Consider the following 13,766-nt stretch of genomic DNA (forward strand, 5'->3'; position numbering starts at 1 on the left):
CGAAGCAATCCATCTGTCCGCCCGTGAGGAGAGATGAATTGCTTCGCTTCGCTCGCAGTGACGGCGAGACTGCAACCTTCATCTTCGCAAGATTCGCACTCTGCAAGACATTGCGCCCCCAAAATGGCTGACGCCGGAGCAGTTGCCTGCCCCGGCGCCAGAATGTTGTCTCTCGTGGCTCGGCTTACGCGGCGTTGTAGCCGGCGACCGCCTTGGCCTCGAGATATTCTTCCAGACCGTAGCGGCCCCACTCGCGGCCGTTGCCGGACTGCTTGTAGCCACCGAACGGTGCGGTGCGCTCGTTCGGCACGCCCTGCAGGTTGACGTTGCCGGCGCGGATCTGGCGGCCGACGCGGCGCGCGGTTTCCACGGTGTCGGCGGAGACGTAACCGGCGAGACCATACGGCGTGTCGTTGGCGATCTTCACCGCGTCGGCTTCGTCCTTGGCGCCGAGGATGGTCAGCACCGGTCCGAAGATCTCTTCGCGGGCGATCGTCATGTCGTTGGTGACGTCGGCGAAGATGGTCGGACGGACATAGAAGCCCTTGTTGACGCCCTCGGGCAGGCCCGGGCCGCCGGCGACGAGCGTTGCGCCCTCGTCGATGCCCTTCTGGATCAGCGCCTGGATCTTGTCCCACTGGCCGCGGTTGACCACCGGACCGATCGTGGTGCCGTCGGCACGCGGATCGCCGGCCTTGGTCTTGTCGGCGACGCCCTTCGCGATGGCGGCCACTTCCTTCATCTTGGAGAGCGGCACGATCATGCGCGACGGCGCGTTGCAGGACTGGCCCGAGTTGTTGAACATGTGCATCACGCCGCCGGTCACCGCCTTGGTCAGGTCGGCACCGTCGAGGATCACGTTCGGCGACTTGCCGCCGAGCTCCTGGCTGACGCGCTTCACGGTCGGGGCCGCACGCTTGGCGACGTCGACGCCGGCGCGGGTCGAACCGGTGAACGAGATCATGTCGATGTCCGGGTGCTCGCTCATCGCCGCACCTACCTCCGGGCCGAGGCCGTTGAGCAGGTTGAACACGCCCTTCGGCACGCCGGCTTCATGGAGGATTTCCGCGAAGATCAGCGCCGAGGTCGGGGTGAACTCCGACGGCTTCAGGATCATGGTGCAACCGGCGGCGAGCGCGGGCGCGACCTTGCAGGCGATCTGGTTCAGCGGCCAGTTCCAGGGGGTGATCATGCCGACGACGCCGACCGGCTCGCGCACGATCACGGCGGTGCCCATGGTCTCCTCGAACTCGTACTTCTTCAGCACTTCGAGGGTGTTCATGAGGTGGCCAAGGCCGGCGCCGGCCTGCAGCTTCTCGGCCATCGGCAACGGCGCGCCCATTTCGTCGGAGACGGCCGCGCCGATCTCCTTCATGCGGCCCTTGTAGACCTCGACGATCTTGGTGAGCAGCGCGACGCGCTCCTCGCGGCTGGTCCGGGAAAAGGTCTCGAAGGCGCGCTTGGCGGCGGCGACTGCCTTGTCGACATCGGCCTTGGAGCCGAGCGCAATCTCATACATCGCTTCTTCGGTTGCCGGATTGACGACCGGGGTGGACTTGCCTTTGACGACGGGATCGACCCAGGCGCCGTCGATGTAGAATTGCATGCGATTGACCATCGGAAACCTCTTGTACGGGGCGTATGGAATGGGGAACGAAAGCGTTCGGCAGGCATCCTTGCACGAAAGCCCGGCGAATTGAACCCGCCATATGCGGGACGCGGCTCGTGCGCGTCCGCGAGATATAAGGGCCGAGCCGCACGTGTGGCAAGGCTCCTTCGCACTCCCCTTCCGGTGATGCTACACCGCCATCTTGCGATGCCGCACCGGGGCGCCGACCGAGACGCTTTCCGCCGCGTCGATGATGGCGTTGGCGTCGATGCCGTAGTGGCGGTAGAGGTCGCCGATCGTGCCGGTCTGGCCGAAATGCTCGACACCGAGCGCCTCGACACGGTGGCCGCGCACGCTGCCGAGCCAGCCGAGCGTTGCCGGATGGCCGTCGATCACGGTCACAATGCCGCAGTCGCGGCCGAGCGGCGCCAGCATGCGCTCGATATGACTCAAATGCTGCGCGCCGCGGCGGTCGCGGCGCAAATTCCGCGCGGCGGACCAACCCGCATAGAGCCGGTCGGCGGAGGTGACCGCCAGCAGACCGACGTCGCGGTGGCTCTCGCCGATCAGGCCGACCGCCTCGATCGCCTCCGGCGCGACGGTGCCGGTATACGCAATGACGATGTCGCAGTTCGGGCCCGGCTTGCGCATCCAATAGGCGCCGTCGGTGATGTCGCGCTGCAGGTCCGGGGTCATGATCCGTTGCGGCTGCTCCAGCGTACGGGTCGAGAGTCGCAAGTAAACCGAACCACCCTCGGCACCCTCGCGCTGCATGTGGCCAAAGCCCCAGCCCATGATCACGGCAAGTTCATCGACGAAGGCCGGATCGAACGAGGCGAGCCCGTCCTGCCCGATCCCGATCAAGGGCGTCTTGATCGACTGATGCGCGCCGCCTTCCGGCGCCAGCGAGATGCCCGACGGCGTCGCCGCCACCATGAAGCGGGCATCCTGGTAGCAGGCATAGTTCAGCGCATCGAGGCCGCGTTCGATGAAGGGATCGTACAGCGTGCCGACCGGCAACAGCCGCGCGCCGTTGATCTGGTGCGACAGGCCGAGCGCCGACAGCATGATGAACAGATTCATCTCGGCGATGCCGAGCTCGAGGTGCTGTCCCTTCGGCGAATATTCCCAGGTGTAGGCGGACGGGATCTTCTCCTGCCGGAACAAGTCGTGGTTCTCCGCCTTCGCGAACAGGCCGCGGCGGTTGACCCAGGCGCCGAGATTGGTCGACACGGTGACATCGGGCGATGCGGTGACGATGCGCGAGGCGAGTTCGCTATCGCCGCGCGCCAGTTCGTGCAGCACGAGACCAAAACCCTGTTGCGTCGACATCTGCGCCGAGGCCTTGAAGGCCAGCCGTTCCGGCACGTCGATTTCTGGCGCCGACAGGCGGCGGCGCCCCTCGCGGTTGAACGGCGCCTCGGCCAGGAAGGCCTCGAGCTTCGCAGGCTCCTGCGAAAGGCCCTCGAACTTGTCCCACTCGTGGCCGGGGCGGATATTCTGCGCGGCGCGCCACTTCTCCATCTGGGCGACCGTCATCAGGCCGGCGTGGTTGTCCTTGTGGCCCTGCATCGGCAGGCCGACACCCTTGATGGTATAGGCGATGAAGCAGACCGGCCGATCATGGTCGATCGCCTCGAAGGCCTCGATCATGCTCGCCATATCGTGGCCGCCGAGGTTCGACATCAGCGCCAGCAACTCGTCATCGCTGCGGCGCTCGATCAGCGCCGACACCTCACCCTGGTCGCCAATGTCGTCGCGCAGATGCTTGCGGAACGCGGCGCCGCCCTGAAAGCAGAGCGCGGCGTACATCTGGTTCGGGCAGTTGTCGATCCAGCGCCGCAGCGCCTCGCCGCCGGGCTCGGCGAACGCCTCGAGCATCAGCTTGCCGTACTTCACGATCACCACGTCCCAGCCGAAGTTGCGGAACATGGTCTCGAACTTGGCCCACAGCCCCTCGCGCACCACGGCGTCGAGCGACTGCCTGTTGTAGTCGACCACCCACCAGGTGTTGCGCAGGCCGTGCTTCCAGCCCTCGAGCAACGCCTCGAAGATGTTGCCCTCGTCCATCTCGGCGTCGCCGACCAGCGCGATCATGCGGCCCTCAGGCCGGTCCTGCAGCCAGCCGTGCGCCTTGACGTAATCCTGCACCAGCGAGGCGAACAGCGTCTGCGCGACGCCGAGGCCGACCGAGCCGGTCGAGAAGTCGACGTCGTCGCTGTCCTTGGTGCGCGAGGGGTAGGACTGCGCGCCCTTGTAGCCGCGAAAATTCTCCAGCTTGTCGCGGGTCTGGTGGCCGAACAGATACTGGATGGCGTGGAACACCGGGCTCGCATGCGGCTTCACCGCGACGCGGTCCTGCGGACGCAACACCGAGAAATAAAGCGCCGACATGATGTTGGCGAGCGAGGCCGACGAGGCCTGGTGGCCGCCGACCTTCAACCCGTCGGTAGAGGGCCGCACGTGATTGGCGTGATGGATGGTCCACGAGGACAGCCACAGCACCTTGCGGGCCAGGGCGGACAGCATGTCGAGGCGTTCGGGCGCGATTCCCATGGCAATGCTCCGGGCGATATGCCGGAATGTTACTGCCGCAGGCGGCGGCGAAAATCTCAATTCCACGCGACAGCACAGGAAAAATTGGGATAAATTCCCACGATCCAACTTCAATTGACGAGTTCATCCCAATGCCTGCCCTCGATGCCATCGACCGCAAGATCCTGAGTCTGCTCCAGACCGACAGCCGCATGACCATGCAGGAACTCGCCGACAAGGTCGGGCTGTCGGTGTCGCCTTGCCACCGCCGGGTCAAGCTGCTCGAGGAGCGCGGCGTGATCTCTCGCTACATCGCAACCGTCGACCAGAAGTCGATCGGGCTGCACGTCTCCGTCTTCATCTCGATCAAGCTGGCGCGCCAGAAGGAGGAAGACCTCAACCGCTTCGCGCGCGCGATCTCGAAATGGGACGAGGTGCTCGAATGCTATCTGATGACCGGCAACCGCGACTATCTGCTGCGCGTCGTCGCCGCCGACCTCTCCTCCTATGAGGCATTCCTGAAGAACAAGCTGACCCGGCTCGACGGCATCGCCTCCATCGAGTCGAGCTTTGCGCTGAGCCAGGTGAAGTATTCGACGGCGTTGCCGGTGTGAGGACGTTGGTTGGTCACTCGAATGGCGCCAACCCCACAGTGTCGTCCCGGCGAAGGCCGGGACCCATACGCCGCAGCAGTTGTTGTGAGAGGGACTCGTCGTTGCAGCATCGCTTAACAATTTGCATTTGGGGTTATGGGTTCCCTGCTTTCGCAGGGACGGCACTGAGTGTGTGAATCGTCCGAGCTTTGCGTCTCGTTCCGTTTTGCAAAGGAGGCTTGCGCCGTCGGGCAACTCAGTGATTGGCGCTGGCGCTCTGGCCGGCTCCTCGCCGCGACGACCAGGCTACGGCGCGATCCATATCCCAATCACGATGATGGCCAGTGAGACGGCAATGACCAGCATATCGGTGGTGAGCCAATCGGGCATTCCGTTTGATGGCTGCTCGCTCATGTCCGCGACTCCTTCTGTTCGCGTCGAGCCAATATGCTGGAGCGGACCGGCGCGAACGAGGATGAACTGGTTCACATAAAGCTAGGAAAAAGCGGCAAATTCCGCGTGTTTTAGCGCGCGCAAGTTGCGCCACACGGTCGATCTGCCGCGCAGGTTTCTGAACATGTTCGGCAACGCCGCCGCTTTGGCACAGTCACCATCATCGTCGTTCAACGCGCTGCAAGAGGCGGCTGAACGTCACCGGATTGCGGGCGCAGCGCCGACCTGCCGCCACGCGACAGGCCACACATGGCCGACGAAACGGCCGAGGTAGTGGACTCGCCGTCCCGTCCTGATCCTCACAGCACCTTGCGCTGTGCGAGGTTCGTCATCAGCGCACCGACGCCGAAGGTCCAGGGCTCGCATTCGTCGCTATTGCGCATCCGGTTGACCAGCTTGCCGAGCTGTGGTGCGGCGATGGTCACGATGTCGTCGCGCTTGTGGGTAAAGCCCTCGCCCTTGGCATCGCGATCCTTGACCGGCGCGAACATCGTGCCGAGGAACAGCGCAAATCCATCAGGATATTGATGCACGGGGCCGATGGTCTGGGCGACCAGATCGGTCGGGTCGCGGCTGATCTTGCTGATCGAGGAATGGCCCTCGAGCACGAAGCCGTCTGCGCCAGTCACGGTCAGGCCGACATCCATCTTCCTGACATCGTCGAGCGAGAAGGTCTGGTCGAACAGCCGGAACAGCGGGCCGATCGCGCAGGACGCGTTGTTGTCCTTGGCCTTCGACAGCAAGAGCGCCGAGCGCCCCTCGAAGTCGCGCAGATTGACGTCGTTGCCCAGCGCGGCGCCGACGATCTTGCCGGCGGCGGAGACAACAAGCACGACCTCCGGCTCCGGATTATTCCAGGTCGACTTCGGATGCAGCCCGGCATCCATGCCTGATCCGACCGAGGACAGCGTCGGCGCCTTGGTGAACACTTCGGCGTCGGGACCGATGCCGACCTCGAGATACTGGCTCCAGGCATTCTGATCGATCAGCACCTGCTTCAGTTTCATCGCCTGCTCGGAGCCGGGCTTCAGCTTGGAGAGATCGTCGCCGACCAGGCGCACCACTTCCTTGCGGATCGCGTCCGCCGAGGACGGATTGCCGCGCGCCCGCTCCTCGATCACGCGCTCCAGCATCGAGATCGCGAAGGTGACGCCGGCGGCCTTCAGCACCTGGAGATCGACCGGCGCCAGCAGATGCGGCCTGGTCTTGTCGCGGCCGTCGGGCGGGGTGTTGGCGAGGATCGCCTCGAAATCGTCGATCCGCTCGCCGCGCGTGGCGCGCAGCGCAGCCGCGGGATCGCTTTCCTCGCAAAGCGCGCTCACCGTCGGGAACCGCGCCGTGACGTCGAACACACCGTCCGCCCGCACCGCGACGACGGCCGGCCCGCCGGCCTGCGGCAGCCAGACCCGCCCGACCAGCGTGCCGGCGGTGCCGTCCTCCGGCAGGACGTCTTTTGGCGTGAGTGAAATCATCGGCACATCTCCCTTTTTGGTTTTGTCGGCTTGTTAGCACAGTCCGCCCGGCGGCGTGAAACAGCGGTCACGGCATTGTCATAGAGGGGTAACATCGCCCGTCAATGCTGCCGTCCGATCCATCTAACACACTGAAAGACGGACCTTCATGACGACCTCCGCCCTCACCGACGAAGCCTCCCGGGATGAAGCCTTGCGGGACGAAGCCTTGCGCGCCCGCATCCATCAGGAGATGGCCGACAGCCTCGACGAGGAACTCGAGCTCGAGCTCGACGACATGAGGCTCGACGAGCTCGACCATGACGGCGCCGCCGGCAGGCCGTCGATCGACCGCAAGTTCTATTTCCGCGAATTGCTGCGGCTGCAGGGCGAGCTGGTCAAGCTGCAGGACTGGGTGCAGCACGAGAAGAAAAAGGTCGTCGTGCTGTTCGAGGGCCGCGATTCCGCCGGCAAGGGCGGCGTGATCAAGCGCATCACCCAGCGGCTCAATCCGCGGGTCTGCCGGATCGCGGCGCTGCCGGCGCCCAACGAGCGCGAGCGCACGCAATGGTACTTCCAGCGCTATGTCTCGCATCTGCCGGCCGGCGGCGAGATCGTGCTGTTCGACCGCAGCTGGTACAACCGCGCCGGCGTCGAGAAGGTGATGGGGTTCTGCAGCGACGAGCAGTATGAGGAATTCTTCAACTCGGTGCCGGAATTCGAGCGCATGCTGATCCGCTCCGGCACCGTCCTCCTGAAATACTGGTTCTCGATCACCGACGAGGAACAGGCGTTCCGCTTCTCGATGCGGATCCAGGATCCGCTGAAGCAGTGGAAGCTGAGCCCGATGGACGTCGAGGCGCGGACCCGCTGGGAGCTCTACACCAAGGCGAAGGAAACGATGCTTGAACGCACGCACCTGCAGGACTCGCCGTGGTGGATCGTCGATGCCGTCGACAAGAAGCGCGCACGGCTCAACTGCATCTCGCATCTATTGAGCCAGATCCCCTATCAGGCGGTCACCCACCAGCCGGTGGTGCTGCCGCCGCGGGTGCGCAACCCGGACTATCACCGCGGCCCGATCCCGCAGGAGATGTACGTGCCCGGACGATATTGATTCTGGGCACGAGCACGCTCTGTCCTCCCCCCTTACGGGCAGGGCAATCGCATATGGAATGAACCGATTCTTCCGCGCCGTCATGGCCGGGCTTGTCCCGGCCATCCACGTCTTTTCTTCGCGTGGAAACGAAGACGTGGATGCTCGGGACAAGCCCGGTCATGACGAGTTTGTGGGAACTCCGATCGCCTCAAACCGCCATATGCGATTGCCCTACGCTTACGGGGGAGGATCACTAAATCGCGATTGGAGATTGTGAGGCAGCTCACTGGTCCTTTTGCGCCCTCCCTCTAAACCAGAGGTTGCTCGCAATTCGCGGGCCAGAAGGAGGCGTACGCTATGTTGAAAGAACATCTTGAAAGCAAAAGCTCGGCGACCGACCAGCCAGAAAGCTATAAGGGTGTTGCGACACATGCCATCCAAACCCTTGACCTCAGTTGGAGCGCGCCTATCCGTTACGGCGATTGCAAGCTGTCCGGCTTCTTGAACGGCACCCTGAACAACGGCCCCACTCTCAGGCTTCGTTCTGACGGAACAGCAGAATTGCTGGCAAAATTTTTCTCGACCGACGACGGTGATGTTTGGGTTATCGATCGTCTCGTTCTTTTGGACATTCACGGGACGGTGCTTTTTCAATTTCCACACCTTTCAAGTCCAGAAACCCAGACAGACAACCAAGTGCTCGATTGGGTAGCCGAACTGAGCTTCCCCGCCGTTTTCTTTTCTTCGGTCACAGGGGCGAACATGACCTATCGTTGCTAACCCCTAAGGGCGCGGTTCGCGGCTTATTCGACCTCCCCCACAAGCGGGAGAGGTGAAGTCCGGCACGTAGGCGACCGCGCCCTCGCCTTGCCTACCAATGGTGCAGACGCGCGCAGTGCAGACGCGCGCACTTGCTGGCACCGGATACCGACGCTAGGCTTCCCCCGATCTGGTGCAGGGAGGCCCGCTTGACTCAATCCGACGACATCAAAATCTCCGAAGATCGCCGTGACGCGCTGCGCTATGCGCTCGGGATCGGCAGCGGCGCGGCGCTCGCGGCCGCGATGGCAACGCCGGCCTCGGCGCAGACGCCAGCCGACAACACGCTGGATCGCATCCGGGCCAACAAGGTGCTGCGGATCGCGGTGCTGCCGGGCGAGCTGCCCTATTTCAACAAGGACCTCGCCTCGGGCACCTGGTCCGGCTTCTCGATCGAGATGGCCAACGATCTGGCCAAACTGCTCGACGTCAAGCTGGAATACGTCGAATCTACCTACGGCAATTCAATCCTTGATCTGCAGGCCAACAAGATCGATCTCGGCTTCGCGCTCAACCCGACGCCGCAGCGCGCGCTGGTGGTCGATTTCACCAATCTGGTGTTCCCGCATCCGTTCGGCGCGATGCTGAAGAAGGGGCTGGAAGCCAAGACCTGGGCCGACATCAACAAGCCCGAGGTCAAGATCGCAGTCGACGTCGGCTCGGCCAACGAGGCGGTGGCGCGCCGCTTCGCGCCGAACGCCACCATCAAGTCGCTGAAGTCGCGCGATGAGGTGATGCTGGAAATGTCGTCGGGCCGCGTCGACTGCGTGGTCAACGCGCTGGTGCTCGGGCTGACCGCGATCGCCAAGAACCCGAACCTCGGCACCTACAAGATCCTGGCCTCGCCGTCGGTGACGATCGCGAGCGGCACGGCGGTACGGCGCGAAGCCGACAAGCGCTGGCGCGATTTCCTTTCGGTGTGGATCGACTACAACCGCGGCATCGGCCAGATGCGCGAATGGTTCGTGAAGGGCCTCGGCCTCGCCGGCGTCAAGCCCGAGGATGTGCCGGTGGAGTTGAGTATTTGAGGCGATTGCCGAGACGGCAGTGATCTCCCTCGCCCGCTTGCGGGGGAGGGCCGGGGTGGGGGTGTCGCCACAAGCGACACCCTATGTATGGAGAGAGCCCCCACCCGGATCGCATCTAACGATGCGATCCGACCTCCCCCGCAAGCGGGAGAGGTCAAGCAACTCACACCTTGTCGTAGGTCAGCCCGCGCTCCAGCCGCCTGGCCACCAGCGTCGACGGGAACAGGATCGCGAAATAGATCAGCGCCACGATGGTGTAGACCTCGAGCGGCCGGTAGGTGTCGGCGTTGATCAAGGTCGCGTTGTAGACGAGATCGGGTACCGCGATGATCGAGACCAGCGAGGTGTTCTTGAGCTGCGTGACCGACTGGTTGACATAGGGCGCCATCATCGGCTTCAGCGCCTGCGGCAGGATCACGAGCCGCATCAGGCGCCAGCCGCGGAAGCCGAGCGCCTTCGCCGCGTCCCACTGCCCGACCGGCACGCTCTCGATCGAGCCGCGCACGATCTCGGCATAGAACGCGCCGCCATAGAGCGAGAGCACGCTGACGGCGGCGACATGCGCCGGGATGTTGACGCCGATCACGACCGGAAACGCGTAGTAGAACCAGATGATCTGCACCAGCAGCGGCGTGCAGCGGAACAATTCGATATAGGCGATCAGGAGCCAGTCGATCACGGGAATGCGCCGCAGCCGCAGCATGCCGACGATCAAGCCGATCAGGGTCCCGAGGATGATGGTGCCGATGGTGTAGGCGATGGTCCAGCCGAGCCCGAGCCAGAACAGATGGCTGTATTTGGCAAGGATGCCGAAATCCCAGACGTAGTTCATCCTGCCCCTCGGTTGCCGCGCGCTTGATCGCCAAACATTGCAGGCGGCCTCGCGCGAGTCACGCGATATACCGGGCGGGCGAAAATGCCTTGACCTCGAACGGCGGCGCATCGCCCGCGATCATCGCCGCAATTGCGGCGCCCGTTCCGGGGCCGGTGGTGAAGCCGATATGCTGGTTGCCGAAGGCGAGCCAGAGCCCGCGATGTCGCGGCGCCTCGCCGATCATCGGCAGGCTGTCGGGCAGCGTCGGCCGCGCGCCGCGCCAGCGCTCGCCGACCGCATCGCCAAATTCGACTACGCTGCGCGCCATCGGCACCACCGCCTCGAGCTGCGAAAAATTCGACGGCGCGTCGCGCGTGGTGAGCTCGACGCCGCTGGTGACGCGAACGCCCTGCTCCATCGACGTCATCAGAAAGCCGCCCTCCGCATCATGGATCGGCCGCAGCAATTTGCGTGCCGGGTTCGGCACGAAATGCTGATGATAGCCGCGCTCGAACGCCAGCGGCACGCGATAGCCGAGCGGCTGCAGCAGCTCGGCCGACCACGGCCCGAGCGCGACCACGACATGGCGCGCGGCGATCTCGCCGTCGGCGAGCTGCACGCGCCAGCCGTCGCCGTGCGGCTCGATCCGCCGGATTCCGGATTGCCTGATCGTGCCCCCGCCAGCGGCGAACATCTGCGCGTAGGCCTTGACCACTGCGCCGGGTGAATCGACCGATGCCGTCTGCGTATGCAGCAGGCCGACGCTATAGGCAGGAATGATGTTGGGCTCGAGCGCGGAGATCGCCTGCCGATCAAGCACCTCGCTCCGGATGCCGAACTCGGCGAGCGCTGCCTGCTCGGCCTGGGCGGCGGCGAGCCCGTCGCTGCGCCAGGCCTTGAGCCAGCCGGTCTCGCGGATGCGATGGCTGGCGCCGGCCAGCACGATCCAGTCGCGATGCAGCTTCAGCGAGGTCCCGATCAGGCCGTGCAGCGCGGCGGCGCGCGGTTTGGTCTGCGACGGCGTTGCCGCCGCGAGGAAGCGCATCACCCAGCCGGCATTGGCGAGCGCCCACGCAATGTTCCAGCGCAACGCCGGATGCGCGTTGGTCAGATATTTCGGCAGGTTCTTCAGCAGCGACGGCGTATTGAGCGGCAGGATCGAGCCCGAGGAGATGATGCCGGCATTGCCGTAGGAGGTTTCGCTGCCGGGCTCGCGGCGATCGATGACGACGACGGAGAGCCCGCGCTGTTGCGCGGCGAGGCCCGCCGAGACGCCGACCATGCCGGCACCGAGCACCGCAACATCGACCTGCTCTGTTGGTTCGCCCTCGCTCATGGCGTCACATCAAGGTCAGGCCGCCATCGACCGGCAGCGTCGCGCCGGTGACGTGGCTTGCTTCCGGCGACAGCAGGAAGGCGACGACGGCCGCGACCTCGTCGGCCTCGGCCAGCCGCTGCATCGGATTGGCTTTTGCGACGCTCTCCCAGGTCGCGGTATCAAGCGCGCCGAACAGGCCGGGATCCTTGCGGGTGTAGCCCGGCATCACGGCGTTGGCGGTGGCGCCTGACGCGGCGAGCTCGATCGCGAGCGACTTCACCAGCACCTCGAGCGCGGCCTTCGCGGCGGCCGATGCCGGATAGGTGGCGCCGGGCACAAAGCGATGCGGCCCGAAGCTCGACACCGCGACGACGCGGCCTTGCGCGCTGCGCGTGAGGTCGGACAGCGCCGCCGCCGCGATTTCATGGAAGGCCGCCGCCATCACCGCGAAGGCGCGCTCCAGCGCCTCGCGCGGCAGGCCGGCGAACTCGCGCCGGTCGGCAAAGCCCGCGGCGTGCACGATGCTGTCGATCGGCCCGAACGCGGCCCGCGTTGCCGCGACCAGCGCGGTGCCGGCGCCGGCCTTGGCGAGATCGCCGGTGCTGACCTCGACCCTTGCGCCCTTGCCGCGGCATTCCTCCGCAACCGAATTCAGCCGCGCGAGGCCGACGGCGGTGGTGCCCTGTCCGTGCAGCATCAGGGATTGAGCGGGGCCAGCGAGCCGGCGCGCGACTGCGGCGCCGATGCCGGAGCCGCCTCCGGTGATGATCGAAATTCGCATGAGGTGCGTGCTGTCAGTGCGATACGAGACAGCGAACTATAGGTTCGGCGTCACGAAATGCAAACCGCGCCCCTCGCCGTCAGTTTAGCGCCGCGTTCAACGCCAGATCAGCGCCACGGCTCGACCAGGATCTTGGTGTGCGCCTCGGGATTGGCGAGATCGGCAAACGCCTGCGCGACGCCATCGATGCCGACGCGGCCGGTGACCAGCGATGCGGCATCGACCTGGCCTTCCGCGATCAGGCGCAGCGAATAGGCGAATTCCTCGGGCGTGTAGCCGAGCACATATTGGACGTTGAGCTCCTTGATGATGCCGAGCATCGGCTCGGACTTGTCGGTCTCCATGCAGACGCCGACCACGACGACACGGGCGCTGCGCGGGGCGCCCTCGAACACCTGCTGCAGCACGCCGGGCACGCCGACGCATTCGAAAATCAGCGCGGGCTTCAGCGGCGGCAGCAGCGCCTGCATCGGCGGCCGCGCCGCCTTCTCCGCGTCGGTCATCTGGGCGTGCTCGGCCCAGCTCGCATAGGGCTGCGTCTTGGCGGGATCGACCACCACATCGGCGCCCATCTTCTCGGCGAGCAGGCGCCGCGCCGGCGAATAATCGGCAGCAACGATCGGTCCAAGCCCCCTGATCTTCAGCGCCGCAATCACCGCCAGCCCGACCGGTCCGCAGCCGATCACCAGCGGCACCTCGCCGCCCTGGATGTTGGCCATCGCCACCGCATGCACGCCGACCGCAAGCGGCTCGGTGAGCGCGGCGTGCTCGGCCGCAAGCCCGTTCGGCACTTCGAGCAGCAGCGGCTCGCTGAGCAGCATCTGCTCGGCATAGCCGCCGAGATAATCGTTGGAATAGCCGATGCCCTTCGGGCCCTCCGGCGTCAGCAGCGCCGGCAGCGAGCACACTTTCGTCCCAGGCTTCAGCTTGCGCGTCGTGTTCGGGCCGTAGTCGAGGACCTCGCAGCAGAACTCATGGCCGAACACGACGTCGCGCGACAGATCCATCGGCGTGCGGCCGGGCAGGAACTTGCTCAGCTCCACCATGCGGTGGGCATGCTTGCGTGCGTGCAGATCGGAACCGCAGATGCCGCAGGCGAGCGATTTGACCAGCACCTGGCCGGCGCCGGGCTTCGGCTCGGGCACCCGGTCGACGACAATCTCGCCGTTCCTGAAGATCGCTGCGCGCATATTCCCTCCCGCGTGGGTTTTGTCCCACTCATTTTGATGCGTATTTCGTCCCGCGAAATGCTGTCGCGGATCACGT

The 13,766-nt window shown here is 65.1% G+C and carries 11 protein-coding genes; 4 read left to right on the top strand and 7 right to left on the bottom strand.

Annotated elements, in window-relative coordinates; genetic code table 11:
* Nucleotides 1-184: 184 nt before the first annotated feature.
* Both ACVIYL_RS40935 and ACVIYL_RS40940 read right to left on the bottom strand, forming a co-directional pair.
* Nucleotides 185-1,618, bottom strand: a complete 1,434-nt coding sequence (locus tag ACVIYL_RS40935) for an aldehyde dehydrogenase family protein (protein ID WP_076827004.1) — start codon at nucleotides 1,616-1,618, stop codon at nucleotides 185-187.
* A 180-nt stretch (nucleotides 1,619-1,798) separates the two neighbouring features.
* Nucleotides 1,799-4,165 (bottom strand): transketolase, encoded by a 2,367-nt coding sequence (locus tag ACVIYL_RS40940; protein ID WP_076827006.1) that lies wholly within the window; start codon nucleotides 4,163-4,165, stop codon nucleotides 1,799-1,801.
* Nucleotides 4,166-4,296: 131 nt separating this feature from the next.
* Here ACVIYL_RS40940 and ACVIYL_RS40945 point away from each other — a divergent pair, with 131 nt between their 5' ends.
* Nucleotides 4,297-4,758 (top strand): Lrp/AsnC family transcriptional regulator, encoded by a 462-nt coding sequence (locus ACVIYL_RS40945; RefSeq protein WP_016841346.1) that lies wholly within the window; start codon nucleotides 4,297-4,299, stop codon nucleotides 4,756-4,758.
* Nucleotides 4,759-5,489: 731 nt separating this feature from the next.
* Here ACVIYL_RS40945 and ACVIYL_RS40950 read toward each other — a convergent pair.
* Nucleotides 5,490-6,662 carry a fumarylacetoacetate hydrolase family protein gene (locus ACVIYL_RS40950; protein ID WP_456781262.1) on the bottom strand — a complete coding sequence of 391 codons (1,173 nt, stop codon included), beginning with the start codon at nucleotides 6,660-6,662 and terminating at the stop codon, nucleotides 5,490-5,492.
* 148 nt (nucleotides 6,663-6,810) lie between these two features.
* On the opposite strand from ACVIYL_RS40950, the gene ppk2 reads away from it, so the two are divergent.
* The 3 genes from ppk2 (at nucleotide 6,811) to ACVIYL_RS40965 (ending at nucleotide 9,587) form a co-directional block, all read left to right on the top strand.
* Nucleotides 6,811-7,758: a polyphosphate kinase 2 gene (ppk2, locus tag ACVIYL_RS40955; RefSeq protein ID WP_456781263.1), complete on the top strand. Its 948-nt coding sequence runs from the start codon at nucleotides 6,811-6,813 to the stop codon at nucleotides 7,756-7,758.
* A gap of 339 nt (nucleotides 7,759-8,097) precedes the next feature.
* Complete coding sequence (locus ACVIYL_RS40960) at nucleotides 8,098-8,520, top strand: DUF6294 family protein (protein WP_028331873.1); 423 nt, start codon at nucleotides 8,098-8,100, stop codon at nucleotides 8,518-8,520.
* 188 nt (nucleotides 8,521-8,708) lie between these two features.
* Nucleotides 8,709-9,587 carry a transporter substrate-binding domain-containing protein gene (locus ACVIYL_RS40965; RefSeq protein ID WP_028331874.1) on the top strand — a complete coding sequence of 293 codons (879 nt, stop codon included), beginning with the start codon at nucleotides 8,709-8,711 and terminating at the stop codon, nucleotides 9,585-9,587.
* Between the two features lie 163 nt (nucleotides 9,588-9,750).
* Here ACVIYL_RS40965 and ACVIYL_RS40970 read toward each other — a convergent pair whose 3' ends face one another.
* The 4 genes from ACVIYL_RS40970 to ACVIYL_RS40985 form a co-directional block, all read right to left on the bottom strand.
* The gene (locus tag ACVIYL_RS40970; protein ID WP_016839817.1) at nucleotides 9,751-10,419 is read right to left on the bottom strand and encodes an amino acid ABC transporter permease; all 669 of its coding nucleotides are present in this window, start codon (nucleotides 10,417-10,419) and stop codon (nucleotides 9,751-9,753) included.
* A gap of 58 nt (nucleotides 10,420-10,477) precedes the next feature.
* Nucleotides 10,478-11,737 (bottom strand): NAD(P)/FAD-dependent oxidoreductase, encoded by a 1,260-nt coding sequence (locus ACVIYL_RS40975; protein ID WP_456781264.1) that lies wholly within the window; start codon nucleotides 11,735-11,737, stop codon nucleotides 10,478-10,480.
* Between the two features lie 4 nt (nucleotides 11,738-11,741).
* On the bottom strand, nucleotides 11,742-12,500 hold the full coding sequence (locus ACVIYL_RS40980) for an SDR family NAD(P)-dependent oxidoreductase (protein WP_253609696.1): 759 nt from the start codon (nucleotides 12,498-12,500) through the stop codon (nucleotides 11,742-11,744).
* 107 nt (nucleotides 12,501-12,607) lie between these two features.
* Complete coding sequence (locus ACVIYL_RS40985) at nucleotides 12,608-13,690, bottom strand: zinc-binding dehydrogenase (RefSeq protein ID WP_456781265.1); 1,083 nt, start codon at nucleotides 13,688-13,690, stop codon at nucleotides 12,608-12,610.
* Between the last annotated feature and the right edge of the window lie 76 nt (nucleotides 13,691-13,766).

The sequence above is a fragment of the Bradyrhizobium sp. USDA 3315 genome, from assembly GCF_054056795.1.

What these genes read in the sequence shown, in the direction of transcription:
- ACVIYL_RS40950 (WP_456781262.1), bottom strand. Translation starts at nt 6,662, where the DNA reads ATGATTTCACTCACGCCAAAAGACGTCCTGCCGGAGGACGGCACCGCC.
- ppk2 (WP_456781263.1), top strand. Translation starts at nt 6,811, where the DNA reads ATGACGACCTCCGCCCTCACCGACGAAGCCTCCCGGGATGAAGCCTTG.
- ACVIYL_RS40985 (WP_456781265.1), bottom strand. Translation starts at nt 13,690, where the DNA reads ATGCGCGCAGCGATCTTCAGGAACGGCGAGATTGTCGTCGACCGGGTG.
- ACVIYL_RS40940 (WP_076827006.1), bottom strand. Translation starts at nt 4,165, where the DNA reads ATGGGAATCGCGCCCGAACGCCTCGACATGCTGTCCGCCCTGGCCCGC.
- ACVIYL_RS40935 (WP_076827004.1), bottom strand. Translation starts at nt 1,618, where the DNA reads ATGGTCAATCGCATGCAATTCTACATCGACGGCGCCTGGGTCGATCCC.
- ACVIYL_RS40980 (WP_253609696.1), bottom strand. Translation starts at nt 12,500, where the DNA reads ATGCGAATTTCGATCATCACCGGAGGCGGCTCCGGCATCGGCGCCGCA.
- ACVIYL_RS40960 (WP_028331873.1), top strand. Translation starts at nt 8,098, where the DNA reads ATGTTGAAAGAACATCTTGAAAGCAAAAGCTCGGCGACCGACCAGCCA.
- ACVIYL_RS40970 (WP_016839817.1), bottom strand. Translation starts at nt 10,419, where the DNA reads ATGAACTACGTCTGGGATTTCGGCATCCTTGCCAAATACAGCCATCTG.
- ACVIYL_RS40945 (WP_016841346.1), top strand. Translation starts at nt 4,297, where the DNA reads ATGCCTGCCCTCGATGCCATCGACCGCAAGATCCTGAGTCTGCTCCAG.
- ACVIYL_RS40975 (WP_456781264.1), bottom strand. Translation starts at nt 11,737, where the DNA reads ATGAGCGAGGGCGAACCAACAGAGCAGGTCGATGTTGCGGTGCTCGGT.